General features: G+C 58.7%; 17 protein-coding genes and 1 tRNA gene. 7 read left to right on the top strand and 11 right to left on the bottom strand.

Translation table 11 applies throughout. The features are described 5' to 3' along the window. The first annotated feature begins 77 nt into the window (after positions 1-77). On the top strand, positions 78-947 hold the full coding sequence (locus PK28_RS11730) for an alpha/beta fold hydrolase (protein WP_044514070.1): 870 nt from the start codon (positions 78-80) through the stop codon (positions 945-947). 3 nt (positions 948-950) lie between these two features. Here PK28_RS11730 and PK28_RS19065 read toward each other — a convergent pair whose 3' ends face one another. After that, positions 951-1,961, bottom strand: coding sequence for a J domain-containing protein (locus PK28_RS19065; RefSeq protein WP_156126364.1), 1,011 nt, complete (start codon positions 1,959-1,961; stop codon positions 951-953). Between the two features lie 116 nt (positions 1,962-2,077). Between PK28_RS19065 and PK28_RS11720 the strand changes: the two genes are divergently transcribed. Together PK28_RS11720 and PK28_RS11715 are read left to right on the top strand one after the other, a co-directional pair. Next, entirely contained in the window at positions 2,078-3,517 is a 1,440-nt protein-coding gene (locus tag PK28_RS11720; RefSeq protein ID WP_044514067.1) for an RtcB family protein, read from the top strand. Positions 3,518-3,652: 135 nt separating this feature from the next. Next, positions 3,653-5,572, top strand: coding sequence for a CocE/NonD family hydrolase (locus tag PK28_RS11715; RefSeq protein WP_044514064.1), 1,920 nt, complete (start codon positions 3,653-3,655; stop codon positions 5,570-5,572). 157 nt (positions 5,573-5,729) lie between these two features. On the opposite strand, the gene PK28_RS11710 is transcribed toward PK28_RS11715, so the two are convergent. The 3 genes from PK28_RS11710 to PK28_RS11700 all read right to left on the bottom strand — a co-directional run bounded on the left by PK28_RS11710 (position 5,730) and on the right by PK28_RS11700 (position 7,555). Beyond that, positions 5,730-6,257, bottom strand: coding sequence for an MOSC domain-containing protein (locus PK28_RS11710; RefSeq protein WP_044514061.1), 528 nt, complete (start codon positions 6,255-6,257; stop codon positions 5,730-5,732). Between the two features lie 29 nt (positions 6,258-6,286). Then, complete coding sequence (locus tag PK28_RS11705; protein ID WP_044514057.1) at positions 6,287-6,778, bottom strand: hypothetical protein; 492 nt, start codon at positions 6,776-6,778, stop codon at positions 6,287-6,289. A 69-nt stretch (positions 6,779-6,847) separates the two neighbouring features. After that, positions 6,848-7,555 (bottom strand): VIT1/CCC1 transporter family protein, encoded by a 708-nt coding sequence (locus PK28_RS11700; protein WP_197070407.1) that lies wholly within the window; start codon positions 7,553-7,555, stop codon positions 6,848-6,850. 105 nt (positions 7,556-7,660) lie between these two features. On the opposite strand from PK28_RS11700, the gene PK28_RS11695 reads away from it, so the two are divergent. Further along, on the top strand, positions 7,661-8,308 hold the full coding sequence (locus PK28_RS11695; protein ID WP_082017075.1) for a Dps family protein: 648 nt from the start codon (positions 7,661-7,663) through the stop codon (positions 8,306-8,308). A 64-nt stretch (positions 8,309-8,372) separates the two neighbouring features. Here PK28_RS11695 and PK28_RS11690 read toward each other — a convergent pair whose 3' ends face one another. Then, positions 8,373-8,840, bottom strand: coding sequence for a low affinity iron permease family protein (locus PK28_RS11690; protein WP_044514055.1), 468 nt, complete (start codon positions 8,838-8,840; stop codon positions 8,373-8,375). Between the two features lie 274 nt (positions 8,841-9,114). Between PK28_RS11690 and PK28_RS11685 the strand changes: the two genes are divergently transcribed. Then, a tRNA-Leu gene (locus tag PK28_RS11685) sits at positions 9,115-9,196 on the top strand. 82 nt (positions 9,197-9,278) lie between these two features. Here PK28_RS11685 and PK28_RS11680 read toward each other — a convergent pair. The 5 genes from PK28_RS11680 to PK28_RS11660 all read right to left on the bottom strand — a co-directional run bounded on the left by PK28_RS11680 (position 9,279) and on the right by PK28_RS11660 (position 16,820). Beyond that, positions 9,279-10,832, bottom strand: coding sequence for an NFACT RNA binding domain-containing protein (locus PK28_RS11680; protein WP_044514052.1), 1,554 nt, complete (start codon positions 10,830-10,832; stop codon positions 9,279-9,281). Between the two features lie 77 nt (positions 10,833-10,909). Beyond that, positions 10,910-11,446, bottom strand: coding sequence for a hypothetical protein (locus PK28_RS20470; RefSeq protein ID WP_156126363.1), 537 nt, complete (start codon positions 11,444-11,446; stop codon positions 10,910-10,912). 17 nt (positions 11,447-11,463) lie between these two features. Further along, positions 11,464-12,231, bottom strand: coding sequence for an MBL fold metallo-hydrolase (locus tag PK28_RS11670; protein WP_044514046.1), 768 nt, complete (start codon positions 12,229-12,231; stop codon positions 11,464-11,466). Positions 12,232-12,324: 93 nt separating this feature from the next. After that, positions 12,325-12,702, bottom strand: coding sequence for a response regulator (locus PK28_RS11665; protein ID WP_044514044.1), 378 nt, complete (start codon positions 12,700-12,702; stop codon positions 12,325-12,327). Between the two features lie 65 nt (positions 12,703-12,767). Next, positions 12,768-16,820 (bottom strand): PAS domain S-box protein, encoded by a 4,053-nt coding sequence (locus PK28_RS11660; protein ID WP_052430558.1) that lies wholly within the window; start codon positions 16,818-16,820, stop codon positions 12,768-12,770. 142 nt (positions 16,821-16,962) lie between these two features. Between PK28_RS11660 and PK28_RS11655 the strand changes: the two genes are divergently transcribed. After that, complete coding sequence (locus tag PK28_RS11655) at positions 16,963-18,087, top strand: glycosyltransferase (RefSeq protein WP_048825935.1); 1,125 nt, start codon at positions 16,963-16,965, stop codon at positions 18,085-18,087. Beyond that, positions 18,084-19,013: a tRNA (adenosine(37)-N6)-dimethylallyltransferase MiaA gene (gene miaA, locus PK28_RS11650; protein WP_231576146.1), complete on the top strand. Its 930-nt coding sequence runs from the start codon at positions 18,084-18,086 to the stop codon at positions 19,011-19,013. The genes PK28_RS11655 and miaA overlap by 4 nt, the downstream gene beginning before the upstream one ends. 42 nt (positions 19,014-19,055) lie before the next feature. On the opposite strand, the gene PK28_RS11645 is transcribed toward miaA, so the two are convergent. Further along, a complete protein-coding gene (locus PK28_RS11645) occupies positions 19,056-19,664 on the bottom strand; it encodes a hypothetical protein (RefSeq protein ID WP_156126362.1) in 609 nt (202 codons plus the stop codon). Between the last annotated feature and the right edge of the window lie 82 nt (positions 19,665-19,746).

Here is a 19,746-nt window from a genome sequence, read left to right as displayed (position 1 = left end):
TAGCGCAGGGTAGGAGTAAGCTGTCTGGCTGATACAGTCGGCCATGCTTCCGGCTCAGGATTGAGAACAAAGTATACATGGTTAAAAACCGTTATCCATCCCCGCCAGCGGCCATCCGGCGCCTACGATTTCAGCTGCGGCTGCTGGCCGCCGTTTCCACGGAGCTGGCTTTCCGGGCGGCCTGGCGGATTTTTACTTCTCCGCGCCGGCTGCCAACCAAGACCTGGGAAGCTGCTGCCCTGGCCGGGGCCCGGCAGTTTTGGGTGCCGGCGGGAGAAGATAATATAGCCGCCTATGAGTGGAATTCCGTCGGTGAAAAAATCGTGCTCCTGGTGCACGGCTGGGAGCACCGCGCCAGCTTCTGGGGCGTATTCACGCGGGCACTGGTAGCGGCCGGCTACCGTGTGGTAGCCCTGGATGGTCCGGCGCACGGCGCCTCGTCTGGTACGCAGACCACACTGCCAGCTTTTGCGCGGGCCGTGCAGGCCGTTGCCGACGAGCTGGGGCCCGTCTACGCCGTAGTAGCGCATTCCTTTGGCGGCGCGGCCACAGTAGGGGTGCCGGTGCATTTCAATCAGGCCACTGATCAGCACCTGGCGCGGCTGGTGCTGCTGAGCGTGCCCGCCAGCACCAAGGCCGTGGCCCAACGCTTTGCTGCCCTGCTGCGACTGCCGCCCGCCGTTATGGAGCGCATGAGCCAGTTTGTGCAAAAGCAGCACGGCCGCCATGCCGAAAGCTTCAGCCTGTTGAACAATGGCCGCCTGTTTCCCGCCCACCGCGCTCTACTGCTGCACGACCACCAGGATGAAAGCATTCCGTTTGCCGAAGCCCAGGAGCTGGCCAACAGCTGGCCCCGTCTGGATTTTCGGCCAACCGATGGCCTGGGGCACAACCGCATAATGCGCGACCCGGCCGTAGTGCAGCAGGTGCTGAATTTTCTGCAATAGGCGCTAAATGGTTTCGTGGCCTGCAGCGTTCAGGCTCCGCAGCACCTCCCGCAGGCCTTCGGGCTCCTGAATCAGTTGGGTGATGTGCTGTAGGTATTCCGCCTCGGCGCGCAAATGGCGTTTAATCTGCCGCAGCTCCTGTTCCCGCTTTTTACCGGTGCTGCCCAAAAAGCTTTGCGCCCCAAACAGCAGCGCCTGCAGCTGCTGCTTTAGCTCCGTTTGCTGCTGTTGCAGGGCCTGCGTGTAGCGCAGCAGTACATCATCGGCTTCCTGGTCGGCGGGGCCTGATTCCGAGAGCAGCTGCAATAGGGTATACAGGTCGTTGGCTTCGTAGGCCTCCGTGATGCGCTGCATGCGGGCGGTTTTGTGCTGCTGCAGGGCCGGGTCGCGCTCCAGGTCGGGGTGGTTGGCGCGGGCCAGCTGCCGGTACACGGTTTTGGTATTGGAAAGCAGGCGCTGCTGCTCGTCGCGGGCGGCCTGCTCGGCGGCTTCGCGGGCACGGTCGGCTTTTGTTTTACGGCGGTTGCGGGCCTCATGGGCCGCTCGTTCGTGCGGCTTCGGCTGGTCGTTTTCTGCTGATGGTGCTCCTGAATTGGTGGCTGCGGAAGCTGTTTCGGCCGAGCCTGATTTGCCCGGGGTCGGAGCATATTTACTCAGTATATCCGAAGCGTCTTCCCCAAATCGGTCCTGCAGACTGCGCGCATTCCCGCTAATAATATCTTCCAGTTGCTGATGCTCGGCCCGGGAGAAAAAGTCCAGTAAAAGTGCTTCCTCCAAAGGAGCAAACAAGGCCCGGCGTATGGTTACCACGGCTTCGGCCAGGGGCCCCACTTGCTTCCAATACTGCCGGCGGGCTTCCGCCTGTTCCTGCTGCACCTCCGTGAGGCGCTGGCGCAGGCCTTCCACCTGTTCTACTGCCGCCCGAAAGGCTTGTTGAGCCGCTGAGCCGGCTTCAGCAGTTCCAGGAATGGGCAATGGGCGCGGCGGCTGAAGGGAGGCGTTTGGTGTGGTCATAAGCACTACAAAGGTAGCCAAGGCGCCCACTTGCCCGCTGGCTTGCGTATAGGAAACCGCGCGGGCAGGCAACTACCCGCGTTTTCTACCTTCCGTTTATCTCTTATATCTCCGTTATGGCTTCTCAGAAACTCCGCGGTAACGACCTGCGCCAGCTGGGCTACCCCGAGGGACGTGCTATTGGCATAGCTCTCGATATTCTGGATCAGAAACAATTTAAGAAGCTGGATAAGGGCAGTGCGCTTTCCCTGCTTAAACAAATAAAAGACGACCCCTTTGCCTACGTGCGCGACGAAACCTGGCGCCCGCTGGCCGAAGCCCTGGTACCCCAGCCCAGCCGCGACGTAGCCCTCAACCCCAAAATAAAGGACTACCGCCGCTACGGCGAAGATTTTATTGAAGATGGCGCCCGCAAGCAGATGGATACCGCCATGCAACTGCCCATCACCCTTGATGGCGCGCTCATGCCCGATGCTCATCAGGGCTACGGCTTGCCCATTGGCGGCGTGCTGGCCACCAATAACGCCGTAATTCCCTATGGCGTGGGCATGGATATTGGCTGCCGCATGGCCCTTTCGGTTTATGATATGCCCGTGTCGTTTCTGGATGAGCGCCAGCATGCCCTGAAGAAAATGCTGCTCGAGAATACGCGCTTCGGCAACCGGGAAGTCTTCAAGGACCGCAACACCGACGACCCCATTTTCGACCGGCCCGAATTCCGGCAGATTGGTGTGGCCCGGCATAAGCTGGAATCTGCCGTGGCGCAAATTGGCAGCTCCGGCTCCGGCAACCATTTTGTGGAGTTTGGCCTGGTAGATATTACCGATGCCAGCAACGATATGGGCCTGGCCGTAGGACAGTATCTGGGAGTGTTGTCGCACTCCGGCTCGCGCGGGCTGGGGGCGGCCATTGCGCAGCACTACACCAAAATTGCCATGGATATGTGCCAGTTGCCATCGCAGGCCCGGCACCTGGCCTGGCTTTCTCTTGACTCGCAGGAAGGCCAGGAGTACTGGGCTGCTATGAACCTGGCCGGCGACTATGCCTCCGCCTGCCACCACGACATTCACCGGCGCCTGAGCAAAGCACTGGGGGAGAAGCCGCTGGCCCAGGTGGAAAACCACCACAACTTTGCCTGGAAAGAAACCCTGCCCGATGGCACCGAGGCCATAGTACACCGCAAAGGCGCCACGCCGGCCGGCAAAGGCGTGCTGGGCGTGATACCGGGCTCCATGACGGCGCCGGGCTTTATTGTGCGGGGCCGCGGCGAGCGGGACTCCCTGCAATCGGCCTCGCACGGCGCCGGGCGACGCCTTTCCCGCACCCAGGCCAAGCTGCAGGTGACGGAAGGCGAGCTGCGCCGCCTGCTGCGCGACAAAGGCGTGGAGCTGATTGGCGGTGGCCTCGATGAAGCCCCTATGGCCTACAAAGACATTCACCAGGTGATGGCCCACCAGCGCGACCTGGTAGATGTGCTGGGCTCCTTTATGCCGCGCATTGTGCGCATGGATGCCGACGGCAGCGGCAAAGGGAAGAGTAAATACGGCGGTGAGTAAGGCACGTTGGCAGCGGACGGCTCCCCCCGCTGGCATTGCCAGCAGGGGGAGCCGTCTGCAATTATCCGGTTTACGAATGCGCTATTGGTCAGCTGCTAAATCCGGGTTAGGTTTGTGTTCTAGCCAGCCCGACCCATGCTTCGTCTGTTTTCCGCTGCTGCTCTCGCAGTATTCACCCTAGGTAGCGTAGCTTCTGCGCAAGCGCAAACGCCACAAAACGCTGCGCAGCGTGCCGCCGATTCGCTGTTCGTGCGCCAGCACTACACCAAGCTCGACCGCCAGATAACCATGCGCGACGGGGTGAAGCTGTACACCGTCATTTACGTGCCCCGGGATGCGGCCAAGGGCAATAAATACCCTTTCCTGATGCAGCGCACGCCGTATTCGGCGGGGCCGTACGGCGAAAATAATTACCCCAACGGTGGGCCGGTGCGCAGCCGCGAACTGTCGCAGGAGCAGTACATTTTCGTGAACCAGGACGTGCGTGGCCGCTACATGAGTGAAGGGCAGTTTGAGGAGATGACGCCCACCGTGCCGGCAGCCCATGGCAAGCCAAAGAAGGGCAAGAACCCAGGCCACGACGAAAGCACCGATACCTACGATACCATTGAGTGGCTACTGAAGAACATTCCGAACAACAACGGCCGCGTGGGTATGATGGGCATTTCCTACCCCGGCTTCTATGCCTCGGCCGCTCTGCCCGACGCGCATCCGGCTCTGAAAGCCGTGTCGCCGCAGGCGCCGGTAACGGATGAGTTCATCGGCGACGATGCCCACCACAAAGGCGCTTTTTTTCTGCTCGATAACTTCGAGTTCATGAACTACTTCGACGCGCCCCGCCAGGGCCCCACGCCGAAGTACGAGCCCATGTTCAGCGCCGAAAGCAAGGATGCTTATCAGTTCTTCCTAAACCTGGGGCCCATCAAGAACGCCGATGGCGCCCAGTACTTTAACAACCACGCCAAAACCTGGAGCGAGTACCTCGCGCACCCCACCTACGACAGCTACTGGAAGGAGCGCAATATTCGCCCGCACTTGAAGAACGTGAAGCCCGCTACGCTCGTGGTTGGTGGCTGGTTTGATGCCGAAGATTTGTTTGGCGCGCTGGCCACTTACAAGGCCATTGAGCAGCAAAGCCCCGGCGCCCAAAACCGCCTGGTAATGGGCCCATGGACGCACGGCGCCTGGTCGCGGGCTGAGTGGAGCACGTTCGGCCCCTTGCGCTTTGGCCAGAACACGGCCCAGTATTACCGCGACAACCTGGAGGTGAAGTTCTTCAACCACTACCTCAAGAACAAAGGCGACTTTGCCGCCGCCGAAGCCACCGTGTTTAACACCGGCAGCAACCAGTGGCAGAATTATGCTGCCTGGCCGCCCAAAGGCACGCAGCCGCGCACGCTGTACTTCCAGGAAGGAGGGAAGCTGGCCTTTACTCCCGCAGCCGCAGGGTTTGATGAGTATCTGAGCGACCCGCAGAAGCCGGTGCCCTACACTAACGGCATTCATGCTGAGCGCAACAACGAGTACATGGTGGAAGACCAGCGCTTCGCCGCCCAGCGCCCCGACGTGCTGGTGTTCCAGACCGAGCCGCTGACCGAAGACCTCACCGTAGCCGGTCCACTCACGGCCGATCTGTTCGTATCAACCACCGGCACCGATGCCGACTTTGTGGTCAAGCTCATCGACGTGCTGCCCGACTCGGCCGCGGGTACCGCTCCCGGCGCCACGCCGGCACCCAGGGCTGGCTACCAGCAGCTGGTGCGCGCCGAGCCCATTCGCGGCCGTTTCCGCAATTCCTTCGAGAAGCCTGAGGCATTCCAGCCCGGCCAAGTAGCAGAGGTTAAGTACGAACTACCGGATGTGCTGCACACCTTCCGTAAGGGCCACCGCCTCATGGTGCAGGTGCAAAGCTCCTGGTTCCCGCTTGTGGACCGCAACCCGCAGCAAATGGTAACTATCCCGACGGCCGAGGCCAAGGATTTTCAGAAAGCTACTATTCGCCTGTACCACGATGCCAGGCACGCATCGGGTGTGCAAGTACCGCAACTGCCCTAAGCATACGGGCCGCAGCTACCTGCCACGAAAAAGCCCGGGCCTGATCAGGCCCGGGCTTTTTCGTGGCAGGCATTTTACAGGTAATATGCCTGCAAACCTTTTAAGCATTACCAAAGAAAAATGCCAATTGGAATAAGTTATACTGCTGGTATTACCCTTACTCCGGCGCCGCAGGATCCACCCGCACGGCGTCGCCCACGCGGATTAGGCCACCCTGCAGAATGCGCGCCGTGAGGCCGCCGTGCCCGCGCATGGCATTGTAGCCACCGGGGCCCAGCACTTCCTCCATGCGGGAGCAGGGATGGCACTCGCCGGTTATTTCCAGCACTACCTCCTCGCCAATTTGCACGCGCCGGTTTTTAAGCGCCAGCAGGTTAAGCCCGCTAATAGCCAGGTTACGCCGCAGTCTACCCGGTTCAAGCGGCTCCTCAAACCCCAGGAAGCCGGCAACCGTGGCCAGATGCTCGTGCTGGATGAGGGTAATCTGGCGCTTGCCGCCGGGTTTGGGGCGGGCATGGTCGCCGGCGAGGTGGCGGTCGGTTTCGGCCAGGGCTTCCGTTACGGCCTGCAACGGCTGGCGCCGTGCCGGGCGCAGGCCAATCCATTCTACCCTGCCCATCTGGGGTAAAGTGGCAAGCAGCTTCGCAATGGTAGATTTATCGTCGCCGAAGAAGGGAAATGGCATAAGAAACCGCAAGAAAATGGAAAAGGGCGTTAGTCGTTGTCTTCGTGCTCTTCCGCTGTGTGAGCCGGACTGGCTGTTTGGGTATTTACGCCGGTCGGGCGAATTTCGGGGTGGGAGATTTGCCCGCCCAGGTTGCCGGCGCGGGCCAGCAGGCCAAAGCTGGCGGCCGTAGCAACCAGGGTAAGGCCCGTGAAGAGGCGCCCCCGGCTGGGCATCAGCAGCGCCAGCAAGGCCAGTACGCCCGTTGCCTCCATTGCCCAGAAGCCCACCTCGGCCGCTTCCTCGTGCTCATGAATGATGGCGTGGGTGATGCCCGGCATATCTTCTACCACTTCTTCAGCGCCTTCGCCGGTAAGCTGGGTGGGAATGCACAGCACCGCCGAAACCAGCACCGTGATAAGGCCAATCCGCAAGGCGGGGGCGTTGTGGCGGAGTATGCCAAACGCCAGTAGCAGCAGCCCAAATAAGCTGCCCAGAATAGGCGTGTGGTTCAGGAGCAGGTGCCAGTGTGCTTGGTCCATGAGAAAAAGAAATAAAGAATGAGGAGAAAAATGGAGAAAAGAAAAGCTGAAGCAAGTTAGAAAGCAGGCTTAAAAATGCCCTTCAAACTGCCTGGCTACCAGGAAAGCCGCGGCAGCAGCCAGGGCTCCGGTGCCGGCCATTTTCAGGGCACCCATTACGGGGGGCTGCCCCGTTATGCGGCTCTTGATATAGCCAAACACCAACAGGCACACAATGGTAATAACGGCCGACCAAACCAGCCCTTCGGCAGGGGTTGCGGTCAGGAAATAGGCGCTCAGGGGAATCAGGCCGCCCAGCGCATAGGCCAGGCTGATGGTAACGGCACTTTTCCAGGCTTGCCGGGGATCGGGCTTTTCCAGGCCCAGCTCGTACTTCATCATAAAGCGCACCCATTGGTCGGGGTCGGAGGTGAGCTCCCGCACGGCCTGCTCGCGGGTGGCTTCGGAGAGGCCCATTTCCGCCAGCAGCTCGTCTACCTCGGCGCGCTCAACGTGGGGTACTTCCTGCACCTCGCGGTGCTCCCGGTCCAGCTCTGCCTGGTAATGCTCTACTTCGGTACGGCCTGCCAGGTAACCACCCAGGCCCATAGCAATAGAGCCTGCTACAATTTCGGCCAGCCCGGCCGTGATAACCAGCGCCGAGGACTGCACCGCACCGCTAAGGCCGGCTGCCAGTGCAAACGGCACGGTGAGGCCATCGGAGAGCCCAATCACAATATCCTGCAGCATAGCTGAGCTGCTGAGGTGGGTTTCCGGGTGAGGGTGAATATGGTTCATAACTGATAAAGTAGGGTTTTGCATCAACCCAACCAACCTCCCTACGTAAGAAATGCCCGGTGGTAGCTATCTACAGCCGCATGCCCTATCATTCCCGAAACTAACATGGCAACCAAAACAACCGCTACTAAGAAACCCGCCGCCCCGCGTAAAGCGGCGGCAGCATCAGCCAACGGCCGCGCTGCCGTGAGCGTACAGCCCATCCTCAACCAGCAGGTGAATGCCCCGGCCGCCCTGCAGAAATACGGCACTGTATCGCAGCGCCTGCCCATTGGCCTGGCCGAGAGCGTGCGGCAGCAGAGCGTGACGATGCTCAACCAGCTGCTGGCTGATACCATGACCCTGCGCGACCTGTATAAAAAACACCACTGGCAGGTAGTAGGCCCCACTTTCTACCAGCTGCACCTGCTCTACGACAAGCATTATGAGGAGCAAAGCGTAATGGTGGATACCATTGCCGAGCGCATCCAGATTCTGGGTGGCGTGGCCATTGCCATGGCGCCCGATGTAGCCGAGCTGACCAGCATTCCGCGCCCGCCAAAAGACCGGGAAGAAGCGCCTATTCAGGTGTCTCGCCTGCTGGAAGCGCACCAGATTATGCTCAAGAACTGCCACGATTTCGCCAAGAAAGCTGATGAATCTGGCGACGATGGCACCAATGACCTGGTGGTGAGCGACGTGATGCGCACCAACGAAATGCAGGTGTGGTTTATATCGGAGCACGTGGTGGATACGCCACTGGCACAGTCATAACTCACTGATTTATAATTTTAAAAAAGCCCGGCGAATTTCAGCCGGGCTTTTTTATGTGGTACGGTTATAAACTGTGCGCCTGTAGTTTGCTGGCGTGGTTTTCCTCGGCCTCTTCCACGGAGTGTGTGCGCCCCAGGTCACGGTCGGCTTTGGCTTTATCGGCCAGCAGGCAGAAGTATTGGTGCAGCATCAGGATTTCTTCCTCCGTGAAATCCTGAGCGTTGATCAGGCGGTTGCTGGCGCCTTTGGTGGCGGCCAGCAGCTCATTCAGCTTAAGATGGAGCACCAGTGAATCCTTGTTCTGGGCCCGCTGAATGAGAAACACCATCAGGAAAGTAACAATGGTAGTGCCGGTATTAATAACCAGCTGCCAGGTTTCGGAATAGCGAAAAACGGGGCCCGTAATGGCCCACACCAGCACAATCCCGGCCGCCGTACAAAAGGCCGCGGTGGTGCCGGTAAACCAGGTAATTTTCTCGGCCATACGCGCAAACAGGTTAGGCGATTGGCCGTTGGCAGAGGAAAGGTTCATGATGGGTGCTGAAAGGAACTGCTACAGAAACGAGTGTTGAGAAAAACAGAGAGGTCAACCCCCGGCAACAAACGTAGGAAAATTAAAAAAACTATAGTTCGGGTTATGACTGAGAATGAGCCGCAAGCAACGCTTTGCCGCTCTCAAAACACACGCTACGCCAAAAAAATGCGGAGCCAGCTTGCAACGCTATGCGGCAGTGCCTACTTTTGCCCTCGCTTCGTCGCCTCAGCGAAGCCGGAAACCTTGGTTTCTGCTTATAGTACCGTTTTCTGCGCACGTGGTGAAACTGGTAGACACGCCATCTTGAGGGGGTGGTGCCTTCGGGTGTGGGAGTTCGAATCTCCCCGCGCGCACACCGGCCGCCGATTGGCCACCAAAAAGCCCAACCTGTATACGGTTGGGCTTTTTGTTTAAGCCAGCTTTTGAAAGCGGCGCTTAGCTTTCCGGGCTCCCGAACCGCTCAAACGGATTAGCCGGCACTACCAGAACCACCCGTTCCCGCTCTACCACCACCGAGCCCGCCACAGAGCCTTTGGGCTTGCGCACAAACTTTTTGGGCGTAACGGTTACGGGGCAAAGGGAGTCGTTTTTGCGGCGGGAGTACCAGGCCGCTAACTGCGCGGCCCGCTCTACTACAGGTTCCGGCACGGTTTGCCCGGCCTTCTGCCGAATAACTACGTGGGAACCGGTTACGTCCTTGGCATGCAGCCACAGGTCGTCTTTGTGGGCGTAGCGTTGGGTAAGCAGGTCGTTATTCTGCGCGCTGCGGCCTACCAGAATAGTGTAGCCGGAGTCTTCAAATACTTTAAAGGGCAGCTCGGTGGCGGCTTTGGCTTTGGTTTCCGGCTCCAGGCCGTGCTGCTTGCGCCAGGTGCGGAAGCTGCGCAGGTCAGCAATATGCTCCAGCTCTTCCAGGCGTTCCAGGCACCAGAAGGCGTCCGTTTCCCGCCGCTCGGCGCGTTCTTGTAGCTGTTGGGTTTCCAGCTGCTGATTTTTGGCCTTACGGTACAGGTTTTGGGCCGTGCGCTGGGGCGTTTCGGTGGGTTTGAGCTTGAGGGTACGGGGCTCGTTGGTGAGATAATCGATGACCTCTACCTGCGCCGCGCCGGGCGTTATCTGGTGCAGGTGGGCCATAATCAGGTCGGCGGTGTGGCGGAAACCGGCTTCGTGTTCCAGCGCGTGCAGGCGGCGGCGGGCGTGCGCGGCCCCGGTGGTCGCTTCGTCGGCGCGGCGCTCCAGCTGCTGGCGCAGTTGGCGCAGCTCGGTTTCATAGGTGCGCCGGCTGAGGATAAGCGGCACAAAACGCCGTAGGGCTTCTATAGGATCGGGCGCCCAGGTCTGCTCTATTTCACCCACCGGCAGCAGACTCAGGCGCGTGCGACCTTCCAGCGCAATCAGGTACAGGTGCGGTGGTTTTTCCAACAGGCTTACTACCTGTTGCACCAGCTGTTCCCGCGTAGAGGCATCCACCGATTCGTAGCCTTGGGTGCGCAGCCAGTGGCGGGGCACATCACCTAAAGCAGGCAGGCGTTTGATTGGGTCTTCGGATAAGGACAGCGGGGCCGGAGCCAGCTCCGCATCAGCCGTAAACCGCTGATGGAAGAGCTCGGGCGCGGCATCCGGAGCCGAACGAAAAACAGCATTGGGGCGCGGCCCATATAGTTTCAACAGCAAACTGGCGCCATCGGTGAACTGCACGGCCAGCACCCGGTCCTGCGGAAAAACATCCACCAGCTTTACTTCCCGACCCAGCATATTGGGTAGCAAATCCACGGAATTAGCCCTTGCCCGGTGGAAGGTTTCCGGCAAGGCCAGCAGCGGAAACGCGGCCGAGAGCTGCACTTTCAGCCAGAACTCTCCCGCGCCGTTTGTCAGGCCAATGACCAGCTCATCCTTCTCCTGCGAAAAGCACGTGGCTACCCGGAAGCCGGCCAATTGTTGCGTAAGCGCCGGGGCCAGCAGGCGGAAGAAGTAATAGTTGTTGTGCACGAATGGTGGAGAGTTGGTCTAATCGTGACCATGAATTATTAACAAGCATGGGTCAGAAGCGAGCATGCTCGAATGCCTCATTGAATATTGAATTTCATAGGAAGCAGCAAAGTGTCTTGTCTATTCGCAGGGGCAAAACGAAGCGTACCGATGGCCTTTCTGGCCTCCTTTTCTAACAGAAGGCTCGACTCTGAAGAATATTCAGTGCCATCAGTACTAAACTCCTTATCCAATAAATCAGAAGACTTTATTGAACCGTCCGGCATAATGATAATCCGGAACCGAAGCGTTACAGTTGAAGCCAGTGACTGATATGTTTGGTAATTCTGCCGCATAAAGGCAGCCGGAACTTGGCTACGTCTGGATAGAAGCTGGTAAAGACGGGCAGTTTCAGTAATCTGCGCAGCTGAGTCCGGATTGCGCCAATAACGCGGTGAAATAACCATCGGCACTTGCCGCCCAGCTCCAGTAGGAGAGGGAGTGGCACGTTTACCTATTATTAATGGGTTGCCTGGACTGGTATAAATTCCATCCGAGGCCTTTTGGGCCCAGGCTAAGGGAATATAGAACACCAGAAGCAGTACAATGGCGCAGAGCTTACGAGTTATCTTCATTCCCTTCTAACGTAACGCTACAACGTCACCTGCAGCCCATCATACGCCAGCCGAATAAACGGCGGTAACTCTGCTTCCACTTCCCGGTGGCGGCCCAACTGGTGGCTGATGTGCGTGAGGTAGCCGCGGGCTGGTGCCAGCTCCGTTAGAATATCGACCGCCTCCCGCAACGTAAAGTGAGAGATATGCTTTTCGTGGCGCAGGGCATTCAGCACAATTACCTCCGAGCCGCGCATGCGCTCCATGGATTCCGGAGAAAGGTGGTTGGCATCCGTCAGGTAAGTAAAGCCACCAATGCGGAAGCCCAGTACGGGTAGTTTGTAATGCAGGGCCCGAATGGGGTGCACTTCTATGCCTTCCACCCAAAAGCTGTCGGTGTCGCTCAGAATAGGGTGCACTTTTACCTGCGGCACGCCGGGGTACTTGTGCTCGGCAAAGATGTAGGCATACTCCTGCCGAAGCTGGTACAGCACGCGGGGCTCCGCGTACACGGGCATATCCTGCTGCTGCCGGAAATTATAGGCCCGGATGTCATCCATGCCGGCGGTGTGGTCCTTGTGCTCGTGGGTGAACACCAGGGCATCGAGGTGGTCTATGCGGGCGCGCAGGGCCTGCTGCCGGAAGTCGGGGCCGCTGTCAATAATGATGCTTTTGCCGCCTATCTGCACGTGCACTGACACGCGCAGGCGCTTATCACGGTAATCAACGGAAAGGCACACGGCGCACTGGCACCCGATAACGGGCACCCCCTGCGACGTGCCCGTTCCGAGGAAAGTAATTTTCATTCAGCTGATGGCTATTGGCTGATGGAAGTGAGCCGTAAGCAGCATACGCTTAGAAAGCAGAAAGCCAATAGCTAACAGCCATCAGCCAAAGTTTTACCCAATATACTGCTTTACCACCCGCACCAGCGCGTCAAAATCCAGCGGTTTGGGCAGGTAATCGGTTACGCCGGCCTCGCGGAACTGCTCCATGGAGTAGTTGTTGGCGTTGCCGGTAATGGCAATAATTGGAATTTTGGCGATGCGCTGGTCGGGGTTGCGGCGGATTTCGCGGGTGCATTCCATACCGTCTTTCACCGGAATGTTAATGTCCATCAGCACGCAGTCGATGGGCTGGCTTTCCACTTGTTTCAGGACCTCCCCGCCATTCTTTGCGGAAATAATCTTGTACTTCTGCAACTCCAGAATTTTCTTGGTCAGATTCAGAATCACGGAGCTGTCTTCGGCAATCAGAATCGTTTTTTGGTCGGCCATGATAGGGAGTAGATTTAGAATCAGGGAGGGAATGAATGTGTAGGGAGAGGAAACCTAATAAAATCCTACGAAACGCCTGTTTGGGTAACGTAGGTTTCAGCAAAATGGTGGAAAAAATCCTGAAGCTCCGCAAAATCGGCCGGCACGCTCTGTAGCTGGTCGTTTTTGATTTTATGCTCCAGTTGTTTGGCGGCTTCGGCCAGCCGGTTCAGGCCCAGCGTGAAGCCAGTGCCCTTTAGCTGGTGCAAATGTGGTAAAATCTGGTCGTAATGGCCACTTTCCACGAAAGGAGCGGCTTCTTCCAGTAGCTGGCCGGCTTCCTGCTCAAAATCGGCGTAGAGCTGGGCGGCAAATTCTTCGCCGCCCAGCTCCCGTAGCTGGCTCAGAATTTCCAGGTTAAGGCTCTCAGGCTGAGGTTCTGCTTCGGGCACCGGCTCGGGCGTAATATCCTCCACGGGCGGTGCCGCCACCGGCTGGTTGGGCCGCCAGTGCATCAGAATAGAATACAGATCCTGCGACTTCACCGGCTTGGAAACGTAACCATCCATGCCTTCCTCCACAAAACGCTCGGCGTCCTCCTTCATGGAGTAGGCCGTCATGGCCACAATGGGCGGGCACTTTTTGCCCAGACGGCGCCTGATTTCGCGCATGGCCGTTACGCCATCCATTTCCGGCATCTGAATGTCCATGAAAATCAGGTCGTAGTGGGTGCCGTCGGTGGCCCGGCTGATGGCCTCAAACCCGTCGCTGGCTACGTCTATGCGGCACCCCAGCTTTTCCAGCAGGCGCTCGGCCACTTTCTGGTTGATGGGGTTATCATCCACCAGCAGCACTTGGGGCACGGAGTCAAACTGCACTACTTCCTGCTGGCTCCGGTCGCGGGAGGCCAGGCGTTCCTGCACAATTTCCTGCTCGTTGTGGGCCACGCGGCACTTAATCTCAAACCAGAACGTGCTGCCTTTGCCCACCACCGAATTAACCCCAATGCTGCCGCCCAGCATCTCGGCCAGCTGCTTGCTGATGGCCAGGCCCAGGCCGGTACCGCCAAAGGATTTGGTGGGCGTATTATCCAGCTGAGTGAAATTGGTGAACAGCAGCTTGGCGTTTTCTTCTGATATGCCAATGCCGGAGTCCTGCACCTCAAAGCGCAAAATGTGCTTGTCGCCGCGGTGGGCTTTGCTGGTTATCTGCACATGCACGTTGCCCTCGTTGGTAAACTTAATGGCATTGGAGGTAAGGTTGCTGAGCACCTGCAGCAGGCGGGTTTCATCGGTGCGGATAAACCGGGGCGTTTCCGGCGAAATGTGGTAGGTGAACAGCAGGTCTTTCTGCAAGGCCCGGTTCGCGAACAAGGAGTGAATCTTGTCCATGGAGTAGTACAGATCGATGCCGGTTTCGTTGAGCACCAGCTTGCCCGCCTGGATTTTAGACAAGTCCAGAATATCGTTCAGGATGGCCAGCAGGGCATCCGAGGACTTGCGCAGGGTATCTACATAATCTTCCTGCTCCGGCGAGGAAACCGTCTGATGCAGCAGGTCAATCATGCCAATGATGCCGTTCATGGGCGTGCGCAGCTCGTGGCTCATGTTGGCCAGGAACTGGGTTTTGGCGTGCAGCGCGGTTTCCGCGGCATCCTTCGCCCGGTGCAAATCATCCTGAATCTGCTTGAGCTCAGTAATATCGCGCCCGATGCCTTCGGTGCCGGAAACGCCGCCCTGCTCATCCTTCACCATGCGGGCATTAATCAGCACACTCACGGCGCGGCCGCTTTTGTGGCGCATATCTATCTCATAGTTGCGCACCTCGCCCTGCGCCCGAATGGCCTCCAGGAGCGCTTCCCTATCCTCGGGCCTGAGATAATAGTCCCCGATGAAGGTGCCCGTCACCTCCTCCGGCGTGTAGCCCAGCATGTCCAGCACGGAGGGGCTTACCAGCGTGAGCATACCCTTCCCGTCGGTGCGGTAGTACACGTCCTGGAACGACTCGAAAATGGCGCGGAACTTCTCCTCCTGCGCCGCCAGCTCCAGCTGGGAGCGTTTCTTGTCGGTGATGTCGTGCGCAATTCCGGATATCTCCTCAAAGGAGCCATCATCCAGATAAATGGGGTTGAGGTAGATTTCCCGCCAGCTGTCCAGGCCGCGCGCATCGTTCAGGCGCACCTCAAAGCGCTGAGGCTGCCCTTTAAAAGCCCGGCGGTAGTTGTCCATGAAGGCCGAGCGGGCTTCGGGCTCCATCATGTCCAGGTCGGCCTGCATCAGGTTCACGTTCAGGGTAGGGTATACCCCGTTGCGCCGCAGGAAGTAGGCCGCGTAGTTACGGTTGAAGGAGGTGAGGCGGGACTGCACATCCACCGACCACATTAAGTGGGTGCCACTCTCAAAAATGGCGTTCAGGCGGGCGTTCTGCTTGTTTATCTGTACCTCATTGCGCTTACGCTCAATGGCCAGCGCCACTTGGTTGGAAATGAAGTGTAGAATCTCAATATCCGAGGATGCATACGCATCTTCCTTGCTGTAGTCCTGCACCGCAATAACCCCAATGATCCGGTCGCCCACGCTCAGCGGCGAGCAAAGCATGACCTCCGGCATGGAGCCATAGGCGGTAATAGAACCCGAAGCTACCAGGGCCTGAATATCGACGCGGCGCAGGTATTGCGGACGACCCGTGCGGATAATGTACTCCGAAATACCCGAGGAAAACGGCCGCGACACCAAAGCTTTTTCGCCCTGCGTGTGCTGATCCACGAAGTAAGCAAACTGCAGCTGCGTGCGGGCGTCGTCGCAGAGGGCAATGTAGAAGTTGTTGGTTTCAATGATCTTACTCAGCTCCCGGTGAATGGCACCGTACAGGGAGTTCAGATCTTTGGTGCTGATGGCCAGGTTGGCAATGCTGTAGTAAACCTTCTGCAGGCGCTCGGCCTTAATGCGGTCCGTAATATCGTGCAGAATGGCGCGGGTGCTCACGGGCTCATCATCCTGCCAGGAGCAGGAGATACTGCCAATGAGGTGCACCGGCTTGCCGCTTTTCGTGAGGAAAACGGTTTCCAGCTTATTCACTTTTTCGCCCTTGTACAGGTTGCGCAGCTGGTACATCAGCTTGGCCTTGTAGTAGGGGTGCACCACATCAGAGAGGGTGAGCTGGGGCAGGTCGTCGTCATCGTAGCCCAGCTTTTCTTTCCAGGCTTTGTTCACGAAGAGGAAGTGGTTATCAATGCTCAGGTTCTGGATCAGGTCGTGGGCATTATCCAGAAAGTCCTGCAGGCGGTTGCGGTTGTCGGAGAGGGCCCGGGCCGTAATGTGGCGGTCGGTCAGGTCGCGGCCCACTACAAAAATGCCGCTAATCTGGCCATCGGCATCATGGTCATACTCGGCGTGCCAGAACACCATGCGCAGCTGCCCGGCTTTGGTAGGAATGGAGCGCTCATAGTAGTCCTGCAGCCGGCCGGTCTTGATGCTGTTCAGGTAGCCTTCGCGGCGGGCTTCCCGTTCTTCGGGCACCACGAATAAATCATGGTACGGCCGCCCAATTACCTCTTCCCGCTTGTACTCGGTGTACTCCAGAAAATAGTCATTTACATCTTTGATGAGCCCGTCCTTGTCGCAGCACACATAGCTGAGGCCGGAGCGGCCCAGCAAATCCCGCAGGTTCTGGCGCGGTTGGGCCTGGCGCACAGCGCTGCCGGGCAGGGGCGGGGCCTGGGCTGCATCGCGCAGGGTGAGCTGCACGTGCGGGCCGGCGGGCAGCTCTACGCGGTGCAGAGTTACCCAGGCATCCAGCGTCGACTGGTCGGCGCGGTGCCCATGCCACCACTTGGAAAACGGGCGGCCGGTCCGGGCCGTGTCCTGAATGGCGGCGTGCAGCTGGGCATCATCTACCCAGCAATCCTCGGCCGTATCCTGGCCGGGCGATACAAACCCCATCAGCCCGGCGCTAAGCAGCACTGCCCGCGTGGTGCCCAGCTGAGTGAGGGCCGTGCGGTTGCAGTCTACCAGCTTCCCTTGCTCGTCAAATAAAAGAATAGCATCATACGCCGCGTCAAATAAGGCACGGGAACTACTGTCCTGGGTAAGGGAAGCTGTTTTTTGGCCGGATGTACTATGGGTGGAACGAGAAGCCATGGGCAGTTAATAAACCGGACGCTGTATGTTGGGGAACAAGTCAGCCCAGCTGTATCAGTTGACTGCTTAAATTTGTCAAAAATATCCAGAATAAAGTGCTGGCAGCTCTATTTCTCCGCTGCGGGCCACCGTTTGCCCGCTCATGCGCCGCCTTGTCTTCACCGTTACTACGGATTTAAACTACGATCAGCGCATGCAGCGCATCTGCGGCAGCCTGGCCCGGCAGGGGTATGCGGTGCTGCTGGTGGGGCGCGCCCTGCCCCAATCGGGGCCCCTCACGCCACAGCCTTACCAACAACACCGGCTGCGCTGCTGGTTCTGGCGGGGTAAGCTATTTTACCTGGAGTACGCCGTGCGCCTGTTCCTGTATCTGCTGAAACAGCGCGCCCACGCCTGGTGCGCCATTGATCTGGACACGGCCCTGCCGGTGTGGCTGCGGGCCCGCCTGGGGCGGCAGCCTTTTCTGTATGATGCCCATGAGCTGTTTACGGAGGTGCCGGAAGTAGTGCGGCGCCCCGCGGTGCAGCGCGTCTGGCAGTGGGTGGAGGCCTTTATTGTGCCCCGGGCCACGCTGGCGTACACGGTGGGTCCGGCGCTGGCCGGGGTGTTTGCCCGGCGCTACGGCCGGTCATTCCACGTTATCCGGAACATCAGCTGGCTGGATGAAGCGCCCATTCCGCCCGCCCCGGCCGGCCCGCCAACTGGTTTTATTCTGTATCAGGGGGTGCTGAACGAAGGCCGGGGGCTGGAAGCCCTGCTGGCCGCTATGCCACAGGTAAATGGCCGGCTGGTATTGTGTGGTGAAGGCGACCTTTCGCAGGCGTTGCGCCGGCAGGCCGCGGACCTGGGGTTGCTGGATAACGGCAAAGTGGTGTTTAAAGGCTACGTACTGCCCGCCGAGCTGCGCCGGCTTACCCGGCAGGCCGCGCTGGGCATTATGCTGCTGGAAAACCGGGGCCTCAGCTACTATTATTCCCTGGCCAATAAGTTCTTTGACTATCTGCACGCCGGAGTGCCGCAGGTGGTCGTCGATTTTCCGGAATACCGTGCCCTGAATGATGAATTTGACGTAGCGGAATACGTCACGTTGCATCCGCAGGAGCTGGCCTCCACCCTAAATCAGCTGCTGCATACCAACCCCGCCCGCTACCAGGAGCTGGCCCAAAATTGCCGCCGGGCGCGCTTAAAGCTGAGCTGGCAGCAGGAAGAGCAGCACCTGCTGGCTCTCTACGCCGGGCTGTGGCCTGATCAGACTATTGCCTTATGATGGAATTACCCGACTTTTCGGCGGCCACTGGCCCCACGCTGCTGGTGCTGGCCGGCCCTACGGCCGTGGGCAAAACGGCCCTGAGTGTGCGGCTGGCTCAGCAATTCGGCACCGAAATTATTTCCGCCGACTCCCGGCAGTTTTTCCGGGAGCTAAGCATTGGTACGGCCAAGCCCATGCCAGCCGAAATGCAGGGTGTGCCGCATCATTTTATTGATTCCCATTCCATTGCGGAGGAGTACAACGCGGGCCGGTTTGAAGCCGAAACCCTGGGCCTGCTCGAAACGCTTTTTCAACGGCACCCGGTAGTAATTCTCACGGGTGGCTCCGGCCTGTACCTGCAGGCCGTTACGGATGGGTTTGACGTGCTGCCGCCCATTGCCCCGGAAGTGCGGGCCCAAATTCAGGAAGAGCTGGCCACCGCAGGGCTGCCGGCGTTGGTAGAGCACCTGCGCCGGCTGGACCCAGTTACGTATGAGCGCATCGACCGGCAAAACCCCCAGCGGGTGGTGCGCGCCCTGGAAGTGACGCGCGGCACCGGGCAGCCATTTTCCAGCTTTCATCAGGCCGGCAAAGGCGCGGAAAGGCCATTTCGCATTGTGAAAATTGCCCTCACCCGCGAGCGGGAAGAGCTCTACACCCGCATCGACCAGCGCGTGGATGATATGCTGGCGGCCGGGCTGCTGGACGAAGTGAAATCGGTGGAAGCCTACCAGCACCACAACGCCCTGCAAACCGTGGGCTACCAGGAAATTTTTGGGTACCTGCGCGGCGAGTATGACTGGGACGAGGCCGTGCGCCTGCTTAAGCGCAACACCCGCCGCTACGCCAAGCGCCAGCTTACCTGGCTCCGCCGCGACCCGGCCTACCACTGGCTGCACCCGGATGAAGCTGAAAATGCCATCGGGCAGCTGCTGACTAAGTAGCCAACAGCTGCCCGAAGACGCCTTAATACAGATAGGACGGACCTACAACCGGTGGCTAACCTTCAGTTGACCGCCTGGCAGAACAGTAGCCCGGTTATCATTTTGTATGGCAAGCTTAAAACCCACCTGCCAGTTCTGGCGCGCATCCAACCAAAAATCGGTGTTCAGCGAAGCTATATAGCCCACTTGTAAGCCGTTGGTTTGCTTGGGCTTGTAAGTAAACTCCATCTGGTTGTTGGCATTCCGCGCGTATTGGGCATATTCGAAGTTATACTGCTGCCCGTAGCCAACAAAGGCACCGCCTCCCAGCGCTACTACTACGCGGCCATCGTTGCCGAAGGGAGCAAAGTAGACCTCGTTTTCCAGGTTAACCGCGTGGTAACTGACCGGTACGCTGGCATCAGGACCAAAATACTTCACCTTAGTCCCGCTGATCATGGCAATGCGCGTTCCGGCGCTCAGGTGTCTGTTAATCAGGGTATTATAGCCCAGGTGCGTCTTCAGGCAGGCATAATCACCCGTGCCATTCAGGCTGGTACCTACACCAAACTCCAGCTGACTTTTGGGGTGACTCGTCGGCGCTGGCTGCGTTTGCGCCTGGGCGCCGGTGCAGGCGGCTATGGCAATCAACAAAGGGTAAAATAGCTTCATATAGGAATGATGATAAAAAAACAGACAAAAAACAATACGCACAAGAGTAAGTGTTTCTGTCTGTTTTTCCAACGGCCATTCC

Source organism: Hymenobacter sp. DG25B (genome assembly GCF_000801315.1).
Lineage (GTDB): Bacteria > Bacteroidota > Bacteroidia > Cytophagales > Hymenobacteraceae > Hymenobacter.
The sequence above is the reverse complement of the archived record's forward strand: the minus strand, read 5'-3'. Positions and strand labels throughout refer to the sequence as shown.